The organism is Providencia sp. PROV156 (assembly GCF_028480905.1).
Classification (GTDB): domain Bacteria; phylum Pseudomonadota; class Gammaproteobacteria; order Enterobacterales; family Enterobacteriaceae; genus Providencia; species Providencia hangzhouensis.
Window position 1 is genome coordinate 105273 of sequence record NZ_JAMPPE010000005.1, and the last position, 24578, is coordinate 129850.

23 protein-coding genes are annotated in these 24578 nt (G+C 38.5%); all 23 read left to right on the plus strand.

Going from position 1 to position 24578, the window contains the following annotated elements; translation table 11 throughout:
• The first annotated feature begins 105 nt into the window (after positions 1–105).
• The 23 genes from PSF31_RS05090 to PSF31_RS05200 all read left to right on the plus strand — a co-directional run bounded on the left by PSF31_RS05090 (position 106) and on the right by PSF31_RS05200 (position 24403).
• Positions 106–1101, plus strand: a complete 996-nt coding sequence (locus PSF31_RS05090) for a 2-dehydro-3-deoxygalactonokinase (RefSeq protein ID WP_164560877.1) — start codon at positions 106–108, stop codon at positions 1099–1101.
• Positions 1102–1134: 33 nt separating this feature from the next.
• On the plus strand, positions 1135–1761 hold the full coding sequence (locus tag PSF31_RS05095; protein WP_004259334.1) for a 2-dehydro-3-deoxy-6-phosphogalactonate aldolase: 627 nt from the start codon (positions 1135–1137) through the stop codon (positions 1759–1761).
• Positions 1762–1779: 18 nt separating this feature from the next.
• Positions 1780–3216, plus strand: a complete 1437-nt coding sequence (locus PSF31_RS05100; protein ID WP_096864451.1) for an N-acyl-D-amino-acid deacylase family protein — start codon at positions 1780–1782, stop codon at positions 3214–3216.
• A gap of 13 nt (positions 3217–3229) precedes the next feature.
• Positions 3230–3622: a RidA family protein gene (locus PSF31_RS05105; protein ID WP_004259329.1), complete on the plus strand. Its 393-nt coding sequence runs from the start codon at positions 3230–3232 to the stop codon at positions 3620–3622.
• A gap of 24 nt (positions 3623–3646) precedes the next feature.
• Complete coding sequence (locus tag PSF31_RS05110; RefSeq protein ID WP_096864452.1) at positions 3647–5098, plus strand: sodium:solute symporter family protein; 1452 nt, start codon at positions 3647–3649, stop codon at positions 5096–5098.
• 21 nt (positions 5099–5119) lie between these two features.
• Positions 5120–6373 carry an amino acid deaminase gene (locus tag PSF31_RS05115; RefSeq protein WP_004259325.1) on the plus strand — a complete coding sequence of 418 codons (1254 nt, stop codon included), beginning with the start codon at positions 5120–5122 and terminating at the stop codon, positions 6371–6373.
• Between the two features lie 244 nt (positions 6374–6617).
• The gene (locus tag PSF31_RS05120; protein WP_096864453.1) at positions 6618–7577 is read left to right on the plus strand and encodes a D-2-hydroxyacid dehydrogenase; all 960 of its coding nucleotides are present in this window, start codon (positions 6618–6620) and stop codon (positions 7575–7577) included.
• 30 nt (positions 7578–7607) lie between these two features.
• Entirely contained in the window at positions 7608–8417 is an 810-nt protein-coding gene (locus tag PSF31_RS05125) for a class I fructose-bisphosphate aldolase (protein WP_004259316.1), read from the plus strand.
• 36 nt (positions 8418–8453) lie between these two features.
• Positions 8454–9494 carry a zinc-dependent dehydrogenase gene (locus tag PSF31_RS05130; protein ID WP_164560876.1) on the plus strand — a complete coding sequence of 347 codons (1041 nt, stop codon included), beginning with the start codon at positions 8454–8456 and terminating at the stop codon, positions 9492–9494.
• A 20-nt stretch (positions 9495–9514) separates the two neighbouring features.
• Positions 9515–11017, plus strand: coding sequence for a xylulokinase (locus PSF31_RS05135; protein ID WP_096864455.1), 1503 nt, complete (start codon positions 9515–9517; stop codon positions 11015–11017).
• Positions 11018–11152: 135 nt separating this feature from the next.
• A complete protein-coding gene (locus tag PSF31_RS05140) occupies positions 11153–12475 on the plus strand; it encodes an MFS transporter (protein ID WP_004259309.1) in 1323 nt (440 codons plus the stop codon).
• A gap of 80 nt (positions 12476–12555) precedes the next feature.
• Positions 12556–13701: a glycerate kinase gene (locus PSF31_RS05145; RefSeq protein WP_004259307.1), complete on the plus strand. Its 1146-nt coding sequence runs from the start codon at positions 12556–12558 to the stop codon at positions 13699–13701.
• Positions 13702–13876: 175 nt separating this feature from the next.
• On the plus strand, positions 13877–15034 hold the full coding sequence (locus PSF31_RS05150) for a sugar diacid recognition domain-containing protein (protein WP_004259303.1): 1158 nt from the start codon (positions 13877–13879) through the stop codon (positions 15032–15034).
• Between the two features lie 1393 nt (positions 15035–16427).
• Entirely contained in the window at positions 16428–16958 is a 531-nt protein-coding gene (locus PSF31_RS05155; RefSeq protein WP_036958062.1) for a fimbrial protein, read from the plus strand.
• Positions 16959–17037: 79 nt separating this feature from the next.
• Positions 17038–17589, plus strand: coding sequence for a fimbrial protein (locus tag PSF31_RS05160; RefSeq protein WP_004259299.1), 552 nt, complete (start codon positions 17038–17040; stop codon positions 17587–17589).
• Positions 17590–17609: 20 nt separating this feature from the next.
• Complete coding sequence (locus PSF31_RS05165; protein ID WP_096864456.1) at positions 17610–20300, plus strand: outer membrane usher protein; 2691 nt, start codon at positions 17610–17612, stop codon at positions 20298–20300.
• Between the two features lie 35 nt (positions 20301–20335).
• Positions 20336–21088 (plus strand): fimbria/pilus periplasmic chaperone, encoded by a 753-nt coding sequence (locus PSF31_RS05170; RefSeq protein ID WP_004259296.1) that lies wholly within the window; start codon positions 20336–20338, stop codon positions 21086–21088.
• A gap of 13 nt (positions 21089–21101) precedes the next feature.
• A complete protein-coding gene (locus tag PSF31_RS05175; RefSeq protein ID WP_096864457.1) occupies positions 21102–21683 on the plus strand; it encodes a fimbrial protein in 582 nt (193 codons plus the stop codon).
• Positions 21676–22230 carry a fimbrial protein gene (locus PSF31_RS05180; RefSeq protein ID WP_004259293.1) on the plus strand — a complete coding sequence of 185 codons (555 nt, stop codon included), beginning with the start codon at positions 21676–21678 and terminating at the stop codon, positions 22228–22230. Before PSF31_RS05175 ends, PSF31_RS05180 begins: the two co-directional genes overlap by 8 nt.
• 10 nt (positions 22231–22240) lie before the next feature.
• Positions 22241–22726, plus strand: coding sequence for a fimbrial protein (locus PSF31_RS05185; RefSeq protein WP_036958061.1), 486 nt, complete (start codon positions 22241–22243; stop codon positions 22724–22726).
• Positions 22726–23256 carry a fimbrial protein gene (locus PSF31_RS05190; protein WP_004259289.1) on the plus strand — a complete coding sequence of 177 codons (531 nt, stop codon included), beginning with the start codon at positions 22726–22728 and terminating at the stop codon, positions 23254–23256. The genes PSF31_RS05185 and PSF31_RS05190 overlap by 1 nt, the downstream gene beginning before the upstream one ends.
• Positions 23257–23273: 17 nt before the next feature.
• Positions 23274–24116: an MrpH family fimbial adhesin gene (locus PSF31_RS05195; RefSeq protein ID WP_096864459.1), complete on the plus strand. Its 843-nt coding sequence runs from the start codon at positions 23274–23276 to the stop codon at positions 24114–24116.
• A gap of 14 nt (positions 24117–24130) precedes the next feature.
• On the plus strand, positions 24131–24403 hold the full coding sequence (locus PSF31_RS05200; protein ID WP_004259284.1) for a helix-turn-helix domain-containing protein: 273 nt from the start codon (positions 24131–24133) through the stop codon (positions 24401–24403).
• The last annotated feature ends 175 nt before the right edge of the window (positions 24404–24578 follow it).

Sequence of the window (24578 nt, forward strand, 5' to 3'; positions counted from 1 at the left end):
ATTGTGATCGCTGTCGTTATTCTTATAAAATCGGAACGACATTCCTAATTTTTGATGTATGTTATTAAAAGAGGAACGATGTTCCGTTATTTTAAAGGGATAAACATGTTGATAGTGACCATTGATACAGGGACAACGAATACCCGAGTTAGAGCATGGAAAAATAACACGGTTGTTCGTGAACAAAGTGTTGAAGTTGGTATTAGGGATTGTGCAAAAAATGGCGATAAAACGCTGTTAATTCAATCGATAAAAACAGTACTAGATAAGCTGTTGTCAGGGGTGAGTGCTGAAGAAAGAGAAAATTATCAGCTCGTTGCATCAGGTATGATTACATCCGAAATTGGGCTGTGTCACTTACCTCACCAAGTGACTCCTGTTTCAATGCAGCAACTTGCTAAGGCCACAATGCCTTGTGTTATCAAAGAGATCAGTGAAAAGCCGATTATTTTTATACCAGGCGTTAAAAATAACGTGACAAATATGACGTTTGATTCAATTGAAAGTATAGATGTAATGCGCGGTGAAGAAGTTGAAGTTTTTGGCATTTTAACACAGCAACCGGATCTTGGCCCAGCCTTAGTCATTTTGCCCGGGTCACATTCTAAGTTTGTACGTCTTGATGAAAATAATAATGTGGTTGCATTGGCAACAACGATGGCAGGGGAAATTTTCGATACATTAACGCACCAGACTATCTTAGCCAGTTCTTTAGAACACCAGTTTGTTCAATATTTAGATAAAGAATATTTACGCAGAGGTGCTGAACTTAGTCTACAAGTGGGGATTGCGAGAAGTTGTTTTTCGGTGAGGCTACTAGACCTTTTTACGGAAGCGACACTTGACCAACGCTCAAGTTTTTTATTGGGAGCTATTTTGGCGTCAGATTTACTCGCAATAAAACATAGCCAAGCTCTTAATATTACTAGCGATATAAAAATCGTTATTAGTGGAAAACCTATTTTAGCAGATGCACTTAAAGAATTAATTAAAAATGATAGTTATTTCACTGGGGAAATACGCCTATTAGACGATAAAAAGGAACAACCTTTTTCTGGATTGGGTGCAATTTCAATATTAAAAGAAATGCAATACAAATAAATACTATTAATGGTTTTTTATTAGGTGATTGTTATGAATTCTAAAAATGAAATACCACTTATTGCAATATTACGGGGAATAAAACCTGACGAAGTTTTAGAACATATCGCTATCCTTGCAGATGAAGGTTTTAATTATATAGAAATTCCTCTTAACTCTCCCGAGTGGGAAAAAAGTATTCCATTAGCGATTGAAAACTATGGAGATAAATTGAAAATTGGTGCCGGTACTGTACTCAATAAAAGTAATGTTGAAAAGTTGGCAATAATGAACGCTAAAATTATTGTCACTCCCAATATTAACGTTTCTGTGATCACTACTGCTCTTGAAAATAAGATGGAAATATTTCCAGGTTGTGCAACAGCAACAGAAGCTTTTACCGCGATTGACGCCGGTGCTGTTAATTTAAAAATTTTCCCTACAGCGCCTTTTGGGGTTAATTATGTGAAATCGCTGATGTCAGTGCTCCCAAAAAATATTGCTATTTATGCGGTAGGAGGCATCACTCCGAATAATCTGCATGAATACCTAGGTATTGGCTGCCATGGTGCAGGACTGGGAAATGATCTTTACCAAATAGGCCAAACACCAGAGAAAACCAGAGAAAAAGCGAAAGCATTTATATCTGCATATATCGCATTTAAAAATCAAACTAATTAATCCTAAAGAGATATTAAAATGAAATACGATTATGTTTTTAAAAATGCCACTGTAATAGATGGTAGTGGTAAAAGCGAGTTTGTCAGTGATATTGCAGTTAAAGATGAACGGATTATTAAAATATCAAAAAATATAAGTGAAGATACTGAAAAAATAATTGACTGCTCAGGCTTGATTTTATCACCTGGATTTATTGATGTGCATACTCATGACGATTTAATTGTGATTGATAAGCCTGAATATATTGAAAAAACATCACAAGGTGTAACGACAATTATTGTTGGTAATTGTGGTATCAGTGCAGCGTGTGCAACATTAAAGGATGAAGTTCCTGACCCAATTAATTTATTAGGTGAGTTAAACGAATTTCAATTTTCTGATTTAGCCAGTTATAAACAAAAAATTAATAATGTGATGCCAACCGTTAATGTTGCGACGTTAATAGGGCATACAACCTTAAGAAATAATTGTGTGACAGACTTATTAAAACCCGCGACACAAGACAATATCGCTCATATGAAGCAAGTATTGGCCTGTGCGTTAGATGAAGGGGCTTTAGGATTAAGCACTGGTTTATCTTACGGTAACGCAATTAATTCTTCGACTGAAGAAATTTGTGAGTTGGCTGAATTATTAGCAGAGCATCAGGGAATTTATACCACTCATATGCGAACTGAATATGACGGTATCATTGATGCGATGCATGAAGCCTTCCATATCGGCCGTCATGCAAAAGTTCCTGTGCAAATTTCCCACCATAAGTGCGCTGGTGCAAAAAACTGGGGACGCACAAAAGAAACGCTTGCCCTCATTGAAAAATACCAAGCCATGCAGGATATCAATTGTGATTGTTACCCATATCGTGCGGGTTCATCAAACTTAGATATCACACAAGTTACTGAAGACTATGACATCCTAATAACTTGGTCGACACCATTCCCTGACGTTGCGGGTAAGACATTAAAAGAAATAGCCGCTATGTGGAGTAGCGATGTTTTCCAAGTTGCTGAAAAAATTGTTCCTGCGGGAGCGATTTATTTCCAAATGCACGAAGATGATGTTCGTCGTGTGTTACAGCATCCAAGCAGTATGGTGGGTTCTGATGGCTTACCACGTGACCCTAATCCACATCCACGCCTTTGGGGAACTTTCCCACGAGTTATTAGCCACTATAGCCGTGATGAGCAGCTTTTCCCAATGACCACCGCGATTTACAAAATGACAGGCATGTCAGCACAACGTTTTTCTTTAAAGGATAGAGGCCTTATCCAAGAAAATTATTTTGCAGATATCGTTGTATTTGACCCTAAAAAAATTAATGAAACAGCCACGTTCCAAGACCCAAAACAAAAAGCGGATGGTATTGAATATGTGTTTGTTAATGGTGTTCTGACCTATACCAAAAAAGAAATGACAGGGAATAGAGCAGGTAAATTCTTAGAAAGAAATAAATAAAAGAGAGATAAAAATGATTAAAAGATTCGGAATTGAAGGCTCAAAAGGTACTGGCGGGCAATCTTTGCCTTTTGCTAAGGCCGTGTTAGCTGACGGATGGCTGTATGTTTCAGGGCAAACACCCATGATTGACGGGGAAGTGATTGATGGCGGAATTATCGCTCAATCTAAATTGGCTATCGAGAATTGTTTAAACATTATGAAAGATGCGGGATTTGCGACGCAAGATATTGTGCATATGAAAGTGGTATTAAGTGATGCGCGCTATTTCCAATCTTTTAATAAAGTATTTCAGCAATTCTTTGCAGATAATCCACCTGCACGGGTGTGCTTTGTCGCTGACCTTGTCGTCGATTGTATGGTTGAAGTGGATATTACCTGCTTCAACAGCAAATTCAAATCTTAATTGCTAAGGCGATGAGAGGCTACTATGGAACATAATAATTTCTTAATGTGGTTTTTGTTATATGCATTTGTGATGATGTTTGTGGGTTGGTATGTCACAAGGCATCAAAAAACGGGTGAAGATTTCATTCTTGGTGGAAGAAAGCTCCCGATGCTACTCACTCTCGGTTCAACCGTCGGGACGATGGTGGGAACGGGCTCGAGTATCGGTGCAGTCAGTTTTGGCTATTCCAATGGCTGGGCGGGAATGTTGTATGGGATTGGTGGAGCGACGGGGATCTTACTAACGGCTTGGCTATTTGCACCAGTAAGAAATTATCGCTTTATGACCATGAGTGAAGAGATCTGCTATTACACAGGCGGCAGCCGTTTAGTGAAAAACTTGGTTGCGCTATTAATATTCTTGGCATCGATAGGCTGGCTCGGCGCTCATATTCTTGGAGGCGGCTTATATCTAGCATGGGCGGCAGATATTGATATTACTGTTGCGAAGATCATTATCGCGGTTGGCTTTGTTTTTTACGTGGGGATTGGTGGCTATAAAGCGGTTTCATGGATTGATACACTGCAATCAATTGTTTTATTCCTCGGATTTATCATTCTAGCGGTTGCTTCGGTAAGTTATGTCGGTGGTTGGGATGTTGTTGTTAAGAGTACAGACCCTGACGCCTTTACTTTATTTGGTATTGGTAAATTAGGCATTTTACCTGCGATATCATTGGCTGTGGTAATTGGTATTGGTGTGTTAGCGACACCGTCATATCGCCAACGTATTTATTCAGCGGCATCCACTAAAGCTATCCGTCAGTCCTTTATTATTACAGGTTTACTGTATATGGGCTTTTCGTTCCTACCAGCGATTATCGGCATGGCAACTCATGTGATGGAACCGAATTTAGAAAACAGCAGCTTTGCTTTCTTATATGCAACTAACGCTTTACCGCACGTATTAGCAATGGTGGTATTGATTGCAGGTATGTCTGCCAATATGTCATCAGGTAGCTCAGATGCTATCGCGGGTGTTTCTATTATCCTACGTGATATCTATACGATGGTAACTGGTAAGATGCCACCACCTGAGAAAGCGATCAATTTATCTCGTATCTTCTTACTTGGCGTCATCTTGTTAGCACTTGTCTTTGCATTAACTTCAAATGACATTATCGGCTACATTACAAAAATGATTTCAATGATTATGTCAGGCCTGTGTGTGACCGTGTTATTGGGTAAATTTTGGCATCGTTTTAACTGGCAAGGTTGTATTGCTGCATTGGGTGCGGGAAGTTCAACATCATTAGCGATTATTTTGACGCCAGAATGGTCTGCAAAATTAGGCAACCCAGTAATCCCTGCATTAGTCATCAGTTTGGTCTGTGCGGTTGTTGTGACATTGATAACACCAAAGAATAAACTCAGTCGTGAAGAAGTACTAGAAAACATTACTCACGAAAGAGAAAACACAGCCAAAAGTCAGTAACCAGCAAGTTGAGGGAAGATAATGACGAAACTGAATGCATTGGCGGGCGTAGTTCATAAGTCAGCCATATTAAATCAGGATGGTATTTCGGTGAATGTCCTACATGAGGATGTGTGTTTACCAGCGGTGGTAGTAAAGCGTAATGAATTGGAGAATAACATTGCATGGATGCAGCATTATTCGAATGTGGCGAATGTTTCGTTGTCTCCACACGGTAAGACCACCATGACGCCTGCCATTTTTAAACGACAAATTGCTCAAGGTGCATGGGGGCTAAGTGTAGGAACAGCTTATCAAGCCAAGGTGGCAGTGGAGTCAGGTGTTAAGAATATCATTATTGCTAATCAAGTCGTGGGTAAAAGCAATATTCGATTACTTGCGGAACTAGTGCAATTAAATCAAGCCAATATTTATTGTTGTGTTGATAATGTGATTCATGCAAAACAGCTGGCTGCCATTTTTTCATCATTAGATTTAACCATAAATGTTCTGATTGAGTTAGGGGTTAATGGTGGACGCTGTGGATGTCGAAGTGAAGAAGAAGCCATCACATTGGCAAATGAGTTAACCAAACTTCCTTCTTTAATGATTGCTGGCATTGAATTCTACGAAGGCGTTATTCATAGCGATGATGCCCAAAAGGATATTGAAGAGATACAGCAATTTTTACAGCGAGTGTTAACCACCAGTCAAAAACTGGATAACTTAGGTGTATTTGCACGCTATTCAGGGGAGTTATTAATAACTGGGGCAGGTTCAGTTTGGTATGATCTGGTCAGTAAAAAGATGGCAGAGTTTCATCTTTCTAAACCTATTCGGTTTGTGATCCGCCCTGGATGCTATATTACACATGACCACGGTATTTATGATGAAGCCCAGAACGCATTGAAAATGCGGGACAGCGTGGCCTGCCAGTTAGATGGCGATTTAATGCCAGCGATGGAAATCGTGGCATTAATTCAGTCTGTGCCTGAGAAAGGACGAGCGATTGTTAATTTTGGTAAAAGGGATGTCGCCTTTGATGCAGGTTTGCCTCAGCCTCTAATGCAATATCGAGAGGGTAAGCCAGTCTGTTTTCAAACTAATAGTGCAAAAACAGTCGGTTTAATGGACCAACATGCCATTTTATCTTTTGATGAAAATTGTGATTTCCAAGTTGGCGATATACTAATATTTGGGACATCTCACCCCTGTATTACATTTGATAAATGGAAAGTGATTTATCTTGTTGATGATAAATATGATGTTATAGAGGAAATGCCGACCTTTTTCTAATGTTGTATTATTAACTCACTTTATTTTATATCGGTCACTTGTTTTAAGTGGCCGATTTTTTTATTCATCACATTCTTGTGATCGAATTCATAACAAATTGTGCATTTGCACAATTATATTCAATTTTTCACGTTAAAAACTAGTCATTCTTACAATGCCTTCCTGATAAGCGAATTATATAATTTTATTAAATAAAAAAGTCTAATTGACATTCATTTTGTTGATTAATTGGGTGGTAATAAAAATGACAGTTAAAATCGTGTTTCTCGATCATGACACTTTCCCTGAAGGAATAAATATTAAGAAAATAAATAAAGAATATAGTTTAGAACTATATGGGAAAACATCGGAAGATGAAATTATTGAACGAGTTAAAAATGCAAACATTATTATTACCAATAAAGTAAAAATCACTAAAAAAATTATTGAATCTGCAAAGCAACTCAAATTCATTTCTGTCGCTGCAACAGGAACGGATGTGATTGATATTGGTGCTTGTAATGAGCGTAATATATTAGTTTCTAACATCAGAAATTATGCAATAAATACAGTGCCTGAGCATACGTTTACCTTGATTTTAGCCTTACGTCGTAGCTTATTAGCCTATGCACAATCAGTACGAAATGGTCGTTGGCAAGAATCAGGCCAGTTTTGTTATTTTGATTATAAAATTAATAATTTAGCTGGGTCGACGCTTGGTATTATTGGTGATGGTGTCTTAGGTAAGGCAGTTGCTGATATCGCAAAAGCTTTTGGTATGAAGGTGTTATTTTCCACATACAAAGGCACGAATAATATGGGCCCACTATATACACCATTTGAGGATGTTATTGCGAAAAGTGATATTATTTCTATTCATTGTCCATTACTCAAATCCACCAAGGATTTAATTAGTTTTTCAGAATTCGAACAGATGAAACCGTCTTGTATTTTAATTAATACAGCACGAGGTGGGATCGTTAATGAAGAAGCATTATATGGCGCTCTAATAAATAATAAAATATTAGGTGCAGGGTTTGATGTTTGTATTTCAGAACCACCCGAAAAAGAAAGCTATATGATGAAATTAACTCAGTTATCAAATTTTATTCTTACCCCTCATATTTCATGGGCTAGTTTTGAAGCCATACAAACCTTATCAGACATGATGATGGACAATATCGAAGCCTTTTTATCTGGCCATCCTCAAAATTTAGTTAATTAATTCACTCATTGATTTAAAGAGGTCATTAATATGTTTTTAGGAAAAGAAATTCGTTTAAAAAGATTATTAAATAAAAAATCTGGCCGCCTTCTTGCGATTACTATGGATCATCCGATTACACGTGGTGTATTACCGGGAATTGGTGATATTAAATCTGTCATGAAACAGGTTGTTGCGGGTGCACCTGATGCCATTACGATGCATAAAGGTATTATTGAAAAGGTTTATCCCCCGTATGTTGCTTCCGATGTTTCTATCATCATGAAAGCGACAAGTTATTCCATACCTTACCATGAAGCTTATGACACACCCGTTGCTGACGTTGAAGAAGCGATTCGTTTAGGAGCAGATGCAATTTCAGTCGGTTGTATTATGGGAGGACCTGAACAAGCACAGCAATTGACATTTTTAGGTCAAGTATCAAAAGCCGCTGCTTCCGCGGGACTGCCTTTAGTCGCGCATATTTATCCAAAAGGTCCAATGATTGAAGATAGTTTTGATGCGAAAAATCTCGCTTACTGTGTTCGCGCAGGCGCTGAGCTAGGTGTCGATATCATCAAAACACTTTGGTCAGGTTCTCCTGAGACATTTAAATCAGTCGTTGATAGCTGCCCAGCAATGGTTGCTTTAGCTGGTGGTGATATGGGGAGTGATCTTGTTAGCTTCCTAACAAATACACGTAAAGCATTAGATATTGGTGTTGGTGGTGTGACATACGGGCGCTTTGTATGGCAGCACGAAAACCCAACAGCAGTCATTAAGGCTCTGAATGCATTAATTAATGATGATTGTTCGGTTGACCAAGCTATCGCGGAATATAAGCAAGCTGGTGGCAAATAACTAACGTTCATAGCTGTTATGCATGGGGGAGGAAAAATGAAAGCAGCGGTATTGTATGCGCCTAATGAACTTAGAGTGGCAGACGTTAAATATCCACAAGTTGGTAAAGGCGATGTGGTTATTAAAGTCAAAGCAGCCGCGATTTGTGGAACTGACGGACGGATTATTTCAGGTAAAAAAACTAAAGGTGTGCGTTACCCTTCTGTAATAGGACATGAATTTTCAGGGGAAATTGTCGAAGTCGGTGAAAATGTGACTGACCTAAAAGTCGGTGACACAATCGCTGTTGATCCTGTCGTGCCATGCCGTTCTTGTGTTTATTGTCGTATCGGTAAAGAAAATGTCTGTTTAAACCGCCAAGCAATCGGTTATGAATTTGATGGCGCTTTTGCGGAATATGTTCGAATACCAGAGGTTGCTTTGTCATCGGGTAATGTCTTTAAGATACCGCAAGGGATGTCTTTTGAAGCCGCAGCGTTAGCTGAGCCGTTAGCTTGCTGTATCAATGGACAAAAAAATGTGGGTATTGAGCTTGGTGATACGGTGGTCATTATTGGTGCGGGGCCTATCGGGTTAATGCACGTGCAACTTGCGCGTTTCTCAGGTGCGACAAATATTATTGTGAGTGAACTCAATGAACAGCGCCAACAGGCTGCGTTAAATTGCGGTGCAACACGCGTCGTTAATAGCCAGCAAGAAAACTTACTGGATGTCGTAAAAGGCTTGACGGAAGGTGTGGGGGCAGATGTTGTGATTATTGCCATTGGCATCCCTGGATTAGTTAATCCTGCGTTGGAACTCGCTAGAAAAGGCGGGCGAGTTAACTTGTTCGCTGGTTTTTCAAAAGATGATATGGCGCAAATTGATGTCAATATTATTCACTACAACGAGCTTATTCTTACGGGAGCCAGTGCGTTAAGCCGGGAAGGATACCAACAAGCTTTGACACTGATTTCTTCTGGCTTAATTGATATTGAGAAATTAGTGACTCACCGATTTGTTTTAGATGAGATCAACGAGGCCATGGCAACCGCTCAAAAAGGTGACGCGATTAAAATTATTATACATAACAATTAAAAGCAGGCGTTGGAGGCAGCATGATGGACAGTGTCTATTTGGGAATTGATGCAGGTAGCAGTAGTGTGAAAGTTTGTGCGTTTAATTTCCATGGAGAATTATTGGCAAAGGCTTCACGTGATACCAATATTATTTCCAAATCTCCCAAAAATCATGAAATTGACTTAAATGATTTTTGGAGAAAGACCGCAGATGCAGTTAAAGAAGTGACTTCTCAAGTAAAGAATATCGTATCTGTGAGTTTCTCTGTTGCTTGCCCAACGCTGGTTTTATTGGATAAACATAATAAACCTGTCGCAAATGGGATTACTTACCTCGATGGGCGTTCCGAAGGCTTCATACAGCAAACACTCGGGGAAAATATAACGCATGTTCGGGCGCTTTCTTGTAATAGCCCAAGTCCGTCTGCATGTTGGGTAGGAACGTTAGGATGGCTACAAGAACAACAGCCGGAATTAATGCAAAAAGTTCATAAAGTCGTGCTACTTAATAGTTTTTTATCTTTAAAGTTAGGGAGCCAAAAAGCCGCCATTGACCCGACCCAAGCCGCGTATTCTGGCGCAGTGGTTTTGGCGAAAGCTCCTAAGTGGTCAAAAGAATTATTAAGGTATTGGAAGTTTAATCACGATATTTTGCCGCCGATTTACCAATGCACCTCTGTGGTTGGTAAAGTGAGTAAAGAAGCCGCTCAAGAAACGGGATTAAAAGAAAATACGCCAATTATTTTAGGGTCGGCAGATACCGCCGCTGCAGCATTCGCGGTTGGGTTACTTGACCCTGAAACGGCTTTTGAATCAACAGGAACATCGGGAGTCATTACGTTTTGCTTAGAAGAGCCAAATTTTGATCCTCGTTTTATGAACCGGTACCACATCGTCCCCAATCAATGGTTGGCCCATGGTGCGATGTCGACAACAGGGGGAACATTCAGTTGGTTAAATCAGGCTATTTGGCCGGAAGTTAATGACCATGAACAGTTGGAAATATTTTCAAAATCATCAGTACCTGGTGCCAATGGCTTAATTTATCTGCCTTATTTAGCTGGAGAACGTAGCCCTATTTGGGATGTTAATGCATCGGGAGCGTGGATAGGCTTACGTCTAAATCATACTCGCGATGATATGGTCAGGGCGGCATTTGAAGGTACAGCATATGGTTTAAAACAGATTTTAAATATTGCTAATGAAAAATGGGGAGTGATATTAGATGAATTACTCAGCGTAGGGGGAGGATCACGTAATACGTTATGGACTCAAATTAAAGCGGATATTCTTCAGGTTGAATATAATATTGCCCAAACAGCAGACGCAGCGGCTTTTGGCGCCGCAATGGTTGGTGCGACAGGAGCTGGTTTTTTCTGTGGCATTAATGACCCTGATTTACCGATTATAAAAACAGAAGATATCACATTCACACCAAATCAAGATAAAAAAACGCAAGATACTTATGACAAGCAGTTTAATATTTACAATGGGCTGTATCCTTTATTAAAAGAAACAATGCATAGCTTGTCGAGTAAATAAAATTATTTGAAGTAAGTTTAAATTAAATAACGTTCCTAAATGTTAATTTTAATGAATTAGCAGGGATCGTTTCATTCTTAAAAAAGCAGGTAATAAAACGTGTATTAAATAATAAACTGCTCTGGAGCGAAAATAATGATAAATTCAAATCCGATTAAGCCAAAGACGAATTATCGTTGGGTGGTATTAGCCCTGATTTTTATCGTCTATGCTGTAAATTATGCAGACAGAAGTAATATTGGTGCAGTTCTACCTTTTATTACTGATGAGTTTAAATTAACTAATTTAGAAGCGGGATCTCTCGCGAGTATGTTTTTCCTCGGTTATGCTTTATGCCAAATACCCGCGGGCTTTTGGATGGCAAAACGTGGGATCAGAGGAATGGTGTCATTATCCATTCTCGGTTTCTCCGCCATGACTTGGTTTATTGGCTTAGCCCAATCTGCCTTTGCAATTAAGTGGTTGCGTCTTGGCCTAGGTATGGCAGAAGCGCCAACTCCTGTCGGGCTAACGTCGACAATTAATAATTGGTTTCCAGCAAAAGAAAAAGCAACTGCCACTGGGGTTTATATTGCTTCAACGATGTTTGCTCCGATTATTGTTCCACCATTAGTCGTTTGGATTGCATTAACTTATGGATGGCGCTGGGTCTTTATTCTGTTCGCTATTCCCGGTATTTTTCTCGCTATTATTTGGTATTTATTTGTTAGAACAAAACCAGAGGAAAGTCGCTTTGTTTCACAAAGTGAATTAGATTATATTCGTGCCGATAATTCAGAAATTGCAGAAAAGAAAATAGAAGGCAATATTGTTCTGAGTCCTAAATTTAATACGCTAGATAAATTTATTCGTGTTAAATCAGTCACGCCATTAAGTTCAGCTTCCCAAATATTTAAATCTAAAAATATTTGGTGTAATACCATTTCTTATTTCATGATGGTCAGTATTTTATATGGAATATTAACCTGGATACCTTCTTATCTGGTGAATGAAAAAGGCTTTTCATTTATGAAGATGGGCTTTGTTGCATCAATGCCATTTGTTGGTGGGTTTATCGGTTCGATTTTTGGTGGCTGGATTTCTGATAAAGTTTTTGGTCGTCGTCGTAAACCTACGATGCTATTTACCGCGGTAGCGACGATTGCCATGATGTTAGTGATGTTGAATGTTCCTGAAAGTACGACTGCAGTTGCGCTTGCCCTTTTCTCGGTTGGTTTATTCTTGAATATTGGCTGGCCTGCATTTACTGCTTATCCAATGGGAGTTGCTGATAATAATAACTACCCAATTGCGATATCTGTTGTGAATAGTGGAGGAAACTTAGGTGGCTTCGTTTCACCTATGATGGCAGGGCTATTGTTAGATATGACTGGTAAGTTTGATGCTGTTTTCTCTTACTTTGGTATCTGTGCGGTGATTGGCTTAATTATGATCCTGTTACTTGATGAACCGAAATAATAAAAAGTCGTATCAGGTGGGGCAATACCCACCTGAATTTTTAACTTATTGGTAATAAAAATTTCTAAAGGATTATTTTTATGAAAATAGTCATTGCACCTGACTCATTTAAAGAGAGTTTATCTGCATTGAAAGTCGCAACGGTTATTGAGAACGGGTTCAAAGAGGTATTTCCACATGCAACTTATGTAAAGTGTCCTATTGCGGATGGAGGTGAAGGCACTGTTGTGACGATGGTTGAGGCTACCCATGGCGAAATCTATCACCTTGATGTTATTGGTCCTTTAGGCACGAGTGTTCAAGCATTCTATGGTTTATCTCAAAATAAGCAGCAAGCATTTATAGAAATGGCTGCAGCAAGTGGGCTAGAGCTAGTCCCTGTTGAATTAAGAAACCCGTTACTTACGACATCATATGGCACAGGAGAGTTGATAAAAGCCTGCCTAGATACTGGGGTAAAGCAGATTATTATTGGTATAGGCGGGAGTGCAACTAATGATGGCGGAGCAGGAATGTTGCAAGCACTTGGGGCCAAATTATTAGATTCACATGGGCAACAAATTAAATTAGGAGGACAAGCACTTGCCGACTTAGCGTGTATTGATGTTAGTACAATAGACCCTAGGATAAAAGCTTGTCAATTTAGTATTGCTTGCGATGTTTCGAACCCATTGATTGGTAAAAATGGTGCATCTGTAATATTTGGCCCCCAAAAGGGTGCGACAAATGAACATATTGAAATGTTAGACAAAAATTTAGAACATTTCGCAGATATCATTAAGCGAGATTTGCATGTTGAAGTTCATTATATTGCAGGAGCCGGTGCAGCAGGAGGGATGGGAGCGGCTTTACTTGCTTTCCTAAAAGCGGAACTTAAGCCTGGCTTTGATATTATTGCACAAACCTTGAACCTTGAATCACATATGGTAGGGGCGAGTTTAGTCATTACAGGGGAAGGGCGATTAGATAGCCAAAGTTTGAATGGCAAAGTGCCTTTCGGCGTCGCTCAGTTAGCTAGAAAACATAAAATACCCGTTATTGCCATTGTTGGAAGCCTTGGTGATGACCTCAGTCATTTACAACAATATGGTATTGATTCAGCGTTTAGTATTTTGCATAAAATTAGTTCACTAAAAGAAGCACTGAATAATGCTGAAAGTAATTTATTTAATTGTACTAAAAATATAGCGAATACGTTGAATATTAAAATTGACAACAAGAATTGAAGTAATAATTTGAAAATTTAGCTTTGTTTGCTTTATTTTGAATTGAATTTATTTTTCTTGATTTTTTCAATGAATATTGAATACTGGAACCAATTAAATTAATAATAAACATTATTAAAACTTATAGTTTAAAATCTTGTTTCTATTTTACAGCACCAGCAAAAGAGGTTGAAATATGTATGATTATTGTCTTACCTCCAAATTAGCGCAAGAAATCGTTGATAGAACCATGAAGATTATTGATTGCAATATTAATGTTATGGACGAAACTGGATGTATTATAGGAAGTGGAGATAGTAATAGATTAGGCGAATTTCATGAAGGCGCTTTGCTTGCAATAAAGCAAAAGCGAACGGTTGTTATTGATGACGCCACTGCAAATCATTTACATGGGGTTAAACCAGGTGTTAATTTACCTCTTTATTTGAATAGTAAAATTATAGGTGTAATAGGATTAACAGGAGAACCAACCCAAATTAAACAATTTGGGGAGTTGGTTTCAATGACAGCCGTAATGATGCTAGAGCAGGCAGAGATTTATAACCATTTGAATTTAAACGATCGTTTTAAAGAAGAAATTATTCTAACTTATATCGAAAATGGAACAATTCCCGATAATATAACTGAATGGTCTAAAAAGCTTAATATTAATTTTTCTATTCCACGAGTTGCTATAATTATTGAATTAGATAGTGGCCAATTAGGTGTGAATAGTGCATTTAGTGAATTGCAAGAAATTAAAAAGCTAATTGAATATAAGAATCCTGATAACTTAGTCGCTATTCAATCTTTGACGGAAATTGTTTGTTTAACCCCTGCACTAAATAAGTTTAATCGATGGGATATTGATAATGAAAAAAAGAAAATTATAAAATTAGAATCAGATATTCAGAAGTTATTTAAATTACAAGTGAAAATATCATTAGGTAATTTTTTTTTAGAGCCCGCAGAGGAATCGATTAAAAAATCATACGAGACGGCTAAAATTACCATGCAAGTAGGGAAAGCTAAGAAACCCCAGTTAAAAATTTACTGTTACCAAGATATTATGCTACCGGTTTTATTATACGGTTTAAATTTTAAATGGTCTTCAGAAGAACTATTAAAACCATTGAATACATTATTACATGAAGATTCTAATGGTGTGCTAATTAAAACATTAACAGTCTGGTTTAAAAATAATTTATTATCTCGTGAAACAGCTAACGAGTTGTTTATTCATAGAAATACATTAGATTATCGTTTAAAAAGGATATCTGAGATAACAAAATTAGATCTATTAACGATTGAAAGTAAGGTACTGTTGTATGTTGCTCTACAGCTGAAAAACTAATCTGATAACACTATTGAGGGGCAGTTTTCATAGAGTAATAGAAGAAAATGCCATCCTTGTAGGGAATCGCCTCAAACTCTGATGCAACGAAACGTCAGTAAATTTTTAACTTCTTATCTCATACCCTGATTAGTTAGCGGCTATTTGTCGACTCGCAAGTGCTTCGAGCATGATAAGGCTTTTTACCTACATCACATGACCACCCAATGAGTAGCCTATCAGGAAAACAAAAACGTATTAACATCAAACTAAGCTAGCACAGATTGTTTTTAATCTGCTAGAGATCAATCTATCTTCTATTTTGCTCAATAACGTCTAATTTAATCATATTTTAATTCCAATATTTTTTATTGGTATTTTTACTTAAATGTATAGCCTCTATATTTTAACTATCACCATTAGGTCAGTGATGTAATTATCGAGAATAACTTAAGGTGTTCTGTTTATTCATGGTGGGTTTTCTAGAAACTGACTTTATCCAACGTATATTAATTTAGTTAGTTAATCTTAAAAAATAACCTAATTGTAATTATAGGAGCCAATTTTTGGGTTTTTTGAGGCTTAAAGATAAGATTTATATAATTATAGATTTATTGAAAATTACTTTTTATTACCATTTGAAATATTTTGCAATGAAGTTTTTTTCTAGTAGATACTTATTTAATTCGTTTGTTCTTAATTGTTTCTATTTTCATTTCAATTTAAAAAAATGTTTTATTATATTATTGTTTTCTAGGTGCCATTCATATAAAAAACACAAAAATTTAATGTATCTATATGATATTTATTGTTTTATGTTTATTTTTCTTTTTGGCTTAAATGTAACAATCAGTGAATTGAGAAACATTATGAAAATATTTAATTGTTTTTTTTGAGATGTTTCTGATTAATTATTTTTCAGTAAACTTTTCGTTTTAATGATTTTATCTAATTCTAGTTTCATTATTATCTTCCACCTCATTTTTTTTCACTAATAAGAACCCGTTTTATGAGTATAAAAAACTTTATTAGTAATGATTGGGTTTATTTTGTGGTTTTTTATTAAAAAAAGGTCGATTTAATTAGATGTACATCACTCGTTTATCCAGTAATGGAGTATTTAAAATAGAGTATTCTCTGGATATTATATATATATCACTAACTTACAATGTGAGTAGTTAATTAATCTTCAGATTTGACATAACTAGAATGAGATATAATAATGGCACCGCATTGATGCATTGTTTAATTATTTTATTTATTAATGGAGTTTGATAAATAGGAATAGTTATTAGTGTCAATCCTTAATATTTACTAATCGAATATATTTTAAGAAAAAATTAAAATAATCAGATTGATAATAACTCATTATTTTAATTTGTGTCGTCTTTTTTATCTAATGGAAATGTATAAAATGAAATTAAATAAACTTGCTTTAGTATTAGGTTTAGGTCTGGCAGTAGTTGCTGGTTCTGCTTCTGCAAACCAAGGTGGCGGTCAAGTCACTTTTAAAGGTTCAATTATTGATGCTCCTTGCTCAATTCCACCAGGTTCTCAAGCATTTGAAGTACAAATGGGTGCTATCGCGACGTCTGCATTAAACGGTGGCGGTAAAAGTATTGCTCGTGACTTCAATATCCAATTAGAGCAGTGTGACATCACAACTCTGAAAACTGTTCAAACTACATTTACTGGTATTCCAAGTACTTCGGTAACTGATGGTTTAGCTATTGCTGGTACTGCGAAAAACGCGGGTATCGTGATCACTGATTACAACGGAACTAAAATTGCTTTAGGTGCTAAATCACCATCTCAAACTTTATTAACTGGTGCGAACACATTGCGTTTCCAAGCTTATTTGCAAGGCGATGATGATGCAGCAAACAAACCAGCTGTACCAGGTGAATTTGATGCAATTGCAACATTTGCTCTGAGCTACCAGTAATTGGTATAGCCCGTACAAGGATGTATGGGCACTAATTTTAATGCATTGAAATTGGTTATTAAGTTGAAATGGAGTCGCTATGAATCACTTTGGCATCATTGTCATGGTGCTTTCAGGAATGATATTTGCCCCGATAGTTAGTGCGCAAAATCAAAATTCTCGGGCACAAAGTCAGTTCAAAGGAACTGTTACCATGGGCGGTTCAATCATTGAGAGCCCTTGTGCAATAGATGCAGATAGCCGAGATCAATCAGTTAACATAACGACTGTACCGGTTAGCCAGATAATTCACGACAGAGAAAGTCCTACAAGTGATTTCTCTATACGCCTTATCAATTGTGTTTTAACACCGGTAACTCCTGGAACTCCTAATTGGCAAACTTTCAATATTACATTCGATGGTCCAACAGATGGCCGTAACTTCGATGTTTTTGGGCATGCAAATGGATTGTCAGTAAAAATTTCTGATACAGCTGGAAATGTAGCTATACCTGGTAGAGCAATGCCTGATTTACCCATTAGCGCAGGCAATACAACTCTGCATTATAAGGTGCGGGTAGTATCTAATAATAAACGTTTAAAACCAGGCAATTATCAGACAACTATCCGTTTTAAAATGGATTATTACTGAGTTATTACTAAGGGACTATTATGGCTCTGCAATTAAAAAGTAAAAATAAAGTATTTAATAACTCAGTAAGTTATTTTTTAACGCCTGTTGCTACCATGGTGTTTCTTGCTATTGCTCATATAAATTTAGCTAATGCAAATAATGATAGTATTGAGTTTAATACAGATGTTTTAGATCTTCAGGATAAAAAAAATATTTCCTTAAACGAGTTCTCTCGTGCGGGCTATGTTATGCCAGGGAAATATCCATTTAAAATTAATTTAAATAATCGCGACTTAGCTGACATTTTTGATATTGAATATATCGAGGATCCTAATGATCCAAGTATGACGGAGCCTTGTTTAACGCCAGATGTTGTTGAACATATTGCTTTGCGCGATGAATGGAAGAAAAAGGTTGAGTTTGCTAAAAATGGCCAATGTTTAATTCCAGAAACGATCCCTGGAATGACAGTAAGCGGTTCTTTAGCCAAAGAAACAGTCACAATTACTGTACCTCAGGCTTATATCGAATTTACTTCTGATAACTGGGATCCGCCATCTCGTTGGGATGAAGGTGTACCCGCCCTAATTTTTGACTATAACTTGAATGCTAACTTAACAAGGCCTGCGGATTCAGCCAATACCCAGTCAGTTACTGGTAACGGTACAACTGGCTTTAACCTTGGTGCGTGGCGTTTTAGGGCAGATTGGCAAGCAAGTTATAATCGCACTAATGGGCAATCGACCGACCGTAAATGGGATTGGAGCCAATATTATGCCTATAGAGCAGTAAAAGAGCTAAATGCAAAGCTCACGATGGGTGAGCAATTTTTACGTTCAGGACTATTTGACTCATTCCGTTATATGGGGGCCAGCCTGATCTCTGACGAAAGAATGCTACCACCAAACCTACGTGGCTATGCACCGGAGGTGACTGGCGTTGCAAGAACCAATGCAAAAGTGATCGTGACTCAGCAAGGACGTGTTATTTATGAAACACAAGTTGCTCCGGGGCCTTTTCGTATTCAAGATTTAAGTGATGCGGTTAGCGGTAAATTAGATGTACGCGTCGAAGAGCAGGATGGCTCGGTACAAGAATTCCAAATGAATACCGCCTCCATTCCTTATTTAACTCGTCCAGGCTCAGTGCTGTTTAAGATTGCAGGTGGCCGACCGAATAATATGGAACATGAAACAGAAGGGCAAGGGTTTGTTACGGGGGAATTTAGCTGGGGGGTCTCCAACGGTTGGTCATTATTCGGCGGTGCAATAGCAGCAGGTGACTATAACGCGTTATCACTCGGTGTTGGTCGAGATTTACTCGCCTTTGGTGCAATTTCATTCGATGTCACCGAGTCACGCGCGAAACTGAAAACAGATAACAAAATCTATACAGGGGCATCGTATCGCTTAAGTTATTCAAAACGTTTTGAAGACTATGATAGCCAAGTCACTTTCGCAGGATACCGATTCTCTGAACGTGACTTTATGAGTATGAACCAGTACCTCGATCGTCGTTATAGAGGTGTGGAATTCGATAATAGTAAAGAGCTGTATACGATTACATTTAATAAGTATTTCACCAGTGCAGATCTGACAGCGTATCTGAACTATAACCACGAAACCTATTGGAATAAACCAGCGGCAAAACGTTATAACCTTTCTATTGCGAAATATTTTGATATTGGCCGTTTTAAAAATATCAACTTAAGTTTAACGGCATTCCGTAACAAATTTGATAATAGAAATAATGATGACGGGCTATATATGAATCTCTCTTTGCCTTGGGCAGATAGAGCGTCAATTAGCTACAACAATATGGTGACAAGAGATGGTAACTCACACACCGTCAGTTATTTTGATTCCATTGATGATAAGACGAACTATCGCGTGGGTACTGGGGTAAGTAACCGAGGCCGTGGAACTATTGATGGTTTCTATACACGTTACGCTGATTTAGCAACACTTACTGCAAGTACCAGCTATATCAATGGTGATACTGCTTCAGCTGCATTTTCTTTACAAGGTGGGGCAACAGTCACAGGGCATGGTGCGGCATTGCACCGCATTAATACCCCAGGTGGAAGCCGTGTGATGGTGGGAACGGAAGGTGTGAAAAATGTGCCTATTCAAGGTTTTGGGCCGACCACTGAAACCAATATTTTTGGTAAAGCGGTAGTTGCTGATATTAGTGATTACTATCGTACCAGTACATCCATTGATGTGACTCAATTGCCTGACAACGTAGAAGCCATCCGGACATCTCAGCCAATTACGCTGACAGAAGGGGCTGTAGGTTATCGCGAGTTTGAAGTGTTATCGGGTATTAAAACCATGGTGAGATTGGCATTGGCAGATGGAAGTTATCCGCCATTCGGTGCAACCGTGAGAAATGAGAAGAATAGAGAGCTCGGTATCGTAACTGATAATGGGTCTGTGTATATCTCAGGTATCAACCCAAATGAAGTTTTAGATGTGTATTGGGATGGAAGTGTGCAATGCAAAATTCAGGTTCCAGAAAATATTACCACGGCTGAATTTAACTCACTGTTATTACCGTGTACAAACAGCCCAAGTGTTGAACCTGGGTATATGCCAGCAAAAGCCGTTCCTGTTGGGCAGTCTGCTCCAGTTTACAAGCCTGCGCCGATTAAACAGGGCGTAGCGCCGAGTCAGCGTTGGTTATTAAAACCACCGGATATTGCTTACAGCACAGATTATACAGAGTAACCCAAGTTGCTTGATTTTATAAATAGTTGGTACTTATGAATATTAAAAAAATTGCATTTTTTACTACAACAATCACGTTATCTGCGGTGCTATGCGGGCAGGCTCTGGCTGCTATTGCACTTGATAGAACACGCGTTATTTATAATGGGACTGAAAAAACCATTAGCTTGAATATTAAGAATGAAAACACAGAATTACCTTATCTTGCGCAGGGTTGGATTGAAGACGCTAATGGTAACAAAATTGAAAGCCCACTCACGGTTTTACCACCAGTTCAACGTGTAGAACCAGGTGAAGGTAGCCAGGTTAAAATTCAATCTCTTCCTGATATCGCTACATTACCTCAAGACAGAGAAAGTGTTTATTACTTTAACTTACGTGAGATTCCACCACGTAGTAAAGAAGCTAACGTTTTACAGATTGCATTACAGACGCGTATTAAATTGTTTTATCGACCAAAAGCGTTATACGCCACTCGTACGGATTTAGAAAATCCATGGCAGGAAAAAATTACGTTAACGCGTAAAGGAGATGCCTACGAAATCACAAATCCAACTGCTTACTTTGTCACGATTGTGGATGCAAGTTCAAGAGTGGGAGGAGATACGGTGAAGCAATTTGAGCCTGTGATGATCTCACCAAAAAGTAACGGAATGCTTAAGGGTAGCGCAAGTGCCATGGGGGCAAAACCAGTTCTAACTTATATCAATGATTATGGTGGAAGGCCTAAATTGACGTTTGGTTGCGCCGGTACAACTTGCAAAGTTGAATCTTCGACGGACAGATAACGGAGAATAATGTATGAAAAGGACTCTCCAGTTCAGCACTATCTTATTTGGCTTAGTTCCAGTGTTTACCTTTGGAATAAATAGCTGGGATATTGATGGATTACACGGAACATTGACAGTAAATGGCATGATGACCGAGGCACCTTGTACGATGGATGTGACCAATTCAAAGCGCCAAGAAGTGTCTCTAGGGGAGATCCCTTCTTATTCACTCCGTAAACCTGGTGATAGAGCTGAGCCAGTGTCATTCGAATTAGAATTTAGGCACTGCATTCGTACGGAAAGCCGAATGAAAGACACTCGAACGGGTCGTGCACTTTGGGATGCAATGCAACCGGTGATAACGGTTTCTTTTGTTGCCGTATCGGATAAGCATTTTCCAGAAATGTTAAGTGTAAAAGGTGTCTCTGGCGTGGCGTTAGAAGTGACGGATGCACAACGAGAAGATATCAGGCTAGGAAGTCGTGGTCGTCCACAATTTCTCGATGCACCGCAAGGCACACTTCAATATTTTGTAACGCCAGTGAGAACTCCCGAAAAACTGACGGAAGGAAGTTTCAGCGCCGTAATGGACTTTAAGGTGGATTATGAGTGATTTAAATAAGCAGCGGTACCTGCTGGCATCATGTCTCGCTGGAATATTTTTTACATCGGTTTCCTATGCAGGATTACCCGATTCGCGTATTAGCCCATCAGGAAGTACAAGGGCGACAATTACGCCAGGTATGATAACCGTACCGATTAAAGGGGTTGTTTTGGCACCACCACCTTGCAAAATTAATGGCGGAAATATAATCAAAGTTAATTTTGACGAAATCATGAGTACACGGATTGACGGTAATGCCTATGCAAAATCGATAAATTACAATATTGATTGTGAAAAAAGACCGACATCACAAATGAAAATGACGTTGGTTGGTATTCCTGCCTCCTTTGATAGTGGTGCGATTGAAACAGACATTCAAGGTTTAGGAATCGCTTTTCGTTATAACGGAAGCAAACTTCGATTAAACCAAGAAATTAAGTTTGTGTATCCAAATGCCCCTCAATTTGAAGCCATACCTGTTCGTGATTTATCCACAACATTAACAAAGGGTGGGGTTTTTCATGCGGGCGTCACTATCAAACTTGATTATCAGTGAGGGGAAAATAATGAAAAAAATAATGAAAAGACTTCCTCTGATAATGAGTTTGTTAGTTATACCTGTTAGCGCTGCGATGGCAAACGATGTGGAATTTACTGGAACCTTGTTACTTCCACCGCCTTGCACTGTTTTTGAAGATAAAGTTCACGTCATCGAATACAAAGACATTGGTTTACATAAGGTTGATGGCGTTAACTTTGCGAAACCGATTAATTACGCATTGAAGTGTGAAGAAAACTTAAAAGGTTGGGACTTAATGCTAACTATCAAAGGGACAGCAACAGATTTTGATAAGTCGGCACTGGAAACTAATGTTCGAGATCTTGGCATGCGTATTACCCAAAATGGCCTCGGTTTTGAAATTAATAAACCGTTAAAGATTAGCTATGGGCAACCACCTGTTTTAGAGGTTGTTCCTGTAAAGAGATTGGGCGTTACGTTGCCTGAAGGAGGCTTTGCCGCAACAGGGACATTGCTAGCGGAGTACCAATAATGAACAAACTAATTCAATGTGCAGTAGCTAGTGCCTTACTTATCAACGTTAGCACTGCTTTCGCTGTGCCTGATAATTTAAGGATTATCGGTAATTTAGTGGAGGAACCCTGCACTATTTTACCGGGTGATGAAAACATCCTGATGGAGTTTTTTGATACACCAGAAAAAAACTTTTACGCCTATGGTGAAACGCCTCCTAAAGAGTTTGCGATTAAACTGGCCGACTGTGACACAACGATAGGCAAATTTGTGGAAGTGACGTTTTCAGGAACACCTAATCTTGCACTTCCTGGTTTTATTGCATTATCAACAGGTAGTGTTGCATCTGGTTTCGCAGTGGGGTTACAAAACTCAGATAAAACACCACTGGCTATTGACCAGAAAGGCTCGAAGTTAACGTTACAAGATGGTGCTAACCAATTGAGGTTCTATGCCTATTTAAAAGGTGAACCGGATGCTATTGCAAATAAGACAATAAAAGTAGGCCCTTACAGTGCTGTAGCAACATTTAAATTAGATTATGAATAATAAGGCTGTGAACTAATATGAAAGTATTTTTATCGCTATTAATTGGTGCAGTCATGTTTTCATCTACTGCATCAGCCTCTGTTTTTTCCTATATCACTGAATCAAAGCCCGGTAATAACCCAAATAATGGGGATGCAAACTATAAGTACGTCATTGCTCGCTGGGACCCTGAATTGCCAACTACGCGTAATCCTTGCTTTAGGTGGTCGAAATGCTATCTCACCATAAGCCATAAGCATACAGCTGCTGGAACACCAGGGGCGGCAACCGTCGAGTTGGCCGAAATTTCTAAGTATGAATACATGCGTGACGTTCAGAACATACCCGGTGTTTTGGCAAAGGCGACAGCTCCAGCAACACAGTGGGCTGTTCATACTGGGGTTAGGCTACAGAATAATCAGGAATGTGTGGGGCTGTTTTACCAAGATCGTACTGGGGTTACGAGTAACGGTGGGTTAATTCCCGGCTCATTATGTGGTATTGCGCCTCCACCGATTGGGGCTTGTAAGATTAACAATACGATCCCTGATATTAATTTTGGTTCGATTAGTGAAGCTGAACTTGCTGGTCAATCAAAACAAGTAAACATAAGTGTGACCTGTAACTTAGCGATGGATGTGCTAGTGATTGCCACAGGTGTTAACGTGACAAATGGCCGTGTTAATTTACGACCAGATAACAGTTTATACGCGAATTTGTATCTAGGTGGAAACGATACGCCAGGAGAAGCTGGTTACAGAATTCATGTGCCTGCTGGTGGAACAAATTCGGTAACCATGAAAGCTGTATTAGGTACTAATGGCCGAGTTCAAGCCGGTCAGTTTGAAGGTGCCGCAGCCCTTATTTTAACTGTGCCTTAATAAATGGTGAAAATATGTATTCAGAAAATGGCAGTGAAAAAATCCATTATATGGTAGGTCAGAGGATCTTAGAAAAGCGTAGAGAACTGGGGTATACAGGGTTTCAGTTAGCTCAGTTATTAGGTGTTAGTCAACAACAGATCTCACGCTATGAAAGAGGCAAAATCAAGATTGATTTGTTTCACTTGTTTAAACTTGCATTTTTGATGGGAACACCAATTGATTGGTTCCTTGAAGATATCAGCTCTCAGCTCAGTGAAAATGGGCGACTGGATGATACGCAATAATAAGTCTTTAAATGGTTGTTAATGATAAATAGGTTGAGATGATGATTTTATGTCTCCTAACTGTAATAGAAGTCGCTAAGCAAACACGTACAGTAACAGTAGAAAACTCAACCTATTTATTTTTGAATAAAGTGTCGTAACAAACTGCCAACCCTTTCTTTTATAGAGTTCTCCT

What these genes read in the sequence shown, in the direction of transcription:
- PSF31_RS05145 (WP_004259307.1), top strand. Translation starts at nt 12,556, where the DNA reads ATGAAAATAGTCATTGCACCTGACTCATTTAAAGAGAGTTTATCTGCA.
- PSF31_RS05110 (WP_096864452.1), top strand. Translation starts at nt 3,647, where the DNA reads ATGGAACATAATAATTTCTTAATGTGGTTTTTGTTATATGCATTTGTG.
- PSF31_RS05165 (WP_096864456.1), top strand. Translation starts at nt 17,610, where the DNA reads ATGGCTCTGCAATTAAAAAGTAAAAATAAAGTATTTAATAACTCAGTA.
- PSF31_RS05140 (WP_004259309.1), top strand. Translation starts at nt 11,153, where the DNA reads ATGATAAATTCAAATCCGATTAAGCCAAAGACGAATTATCGTTGGGTG.
- PSF31_RS05200 (WP_004259284.1), top strand. Translation starts at nt 24,131, where the DNA reads ATGTATTCAGAAAATGGCAGTGAAAAAATCCATTATATGGTAGGTCAG.
- PSF31_RS05155 (WP_036958062.1), top strand. Translation starts at nt 16,428, where the DNA reads ATGAAATTAAATAAACTTGCTTTAGTATTAGGTTTAGGTCTGGCAGTA.
- PSF31_RS05185 (WP_036958061.1), top strand. Translation starts at nt 22,241, where the DNA reads ATGAAAAAAATAATGAAAAGACTTCCTCTGATAATGAGTTTGTTAGTT.
- PSF31_RS05150 (WP_004259303.1), top strand. Translation starts at nt 13,877, where the DNA reads ATGTATGATTATTGTCTTACCTCCAAATTAGCGCAAGAAATCGTTGAT.
- PSF31_RS05105 (WP_004259329.1), top strand. Translation starts at nt 3,230, where the DNA reads ATGATTAAAAGATTCGGAATTGAAGGCTCAAAAGGTACTGGCGGGCAA.
- PSF31_RS05170 (WP_004259296.1), top strand. Translation starts at nt 20,336, where the DNA reads ATGAATATTAAAAAAATTGCATTTTTTACTACAACAATCACGTTATCT.
- PSF31_RS05135 (WP_096864455.1), top strand. Translation starts at nt 9,515, where the DNA reads ATGATGGACAGTGTCTATTTGGGAATTGATGCAGGTAGCAGTAGTGTG.
- PSF31_RS05195 (WP_096864459.1), top strand. Translation starts at nt 23,274, where the DNA reads ATGAAAGTATTTTTATCGCTATTAATTGGTGCAGTCATGTTTTCATCT.
- PSF31_RS05095 (WP_004259334.1), top strand. Translation starts at nt 1,135, where the DNA reads ATGAATTCTAAAAATGAAATACCACTTATTGCAATATTACGGGGAATA.
- PSF31_RS05190 (WP_004259289.1), top strand. Translation starts at nt 22,726, where the DNA reads ATGAACAAACTAATTCAATGTGCAGTAGCTAGTGCCTTACTTATCAAC.
- PSF31_RS05160 (WP_004259299.1), top strand. Translation starts at nt 17,038, where the DNA reads ATGAATCACTTTGGCATCATTGTCATGGTGCTTTCAGGAATGATATTT.
- PSF31_RS05180 (WP_004259293.1), top strand. Translation starts at nt 21,676, where the DNA reads ATGAGTGATTTAAATAAGCAGCGGTACCTGCTGGCATCATGTCTCGCT.
- PSF31_RS05115 (WP_004259325.1), top strand. Translation starts at nt 5,120, where the DNA reads ATGACGAAACTGAATGCATTGGCGGGCGTAGTTCATAAGTCAGCCATA.
- PSF31_RS05175 (WP_096864457.1), top strand. Translation starts at nt 21,102, where the DNA reads ATGAAAAGGACTCTCCAGTTCAGCACTATCTTATTTGGCTTAGTTCCA.
- PSF31_RS05090 (WP_164560877.1), top strand. Translation starts at nt 106, where the DNA reads ATGTTGATAGTGACCATTGATACAGGGACAACGAATACCCGAGTTAGA.
- PSF31_RS05130 (WP_164560876.1), top strand. Translation starts at nt 8,454, where the DNA reads ATGAAAGCAGCGGTATTGTATGCGCCTAATGAACTTAGAGTGGCAGAC.
- PSF31_RS05120 (WP_096864453.1), top strand. Translation starts at nt 6,618, where the DNA reads ATGACAGTTAAAATCGTGTTTCTCGATCATGACACTTTCCCTGAAGGA.
- PSF31_RS05125 (WP_004259316.1), top strand. Translation starts at nt 7,608, where the DNA reads ATGTTTTTAGGAAAAGAAATTCGTTTAAAAAGATTATTAAATAAAAAA.
- PSF31_RS05100 (WP_096864451.1), top strand. Translation starts at nt 1,780, where the DNA reads ATGAAATACGATTATGTTTTTAAAAATGCCACTGTAATAGATGGTAGT.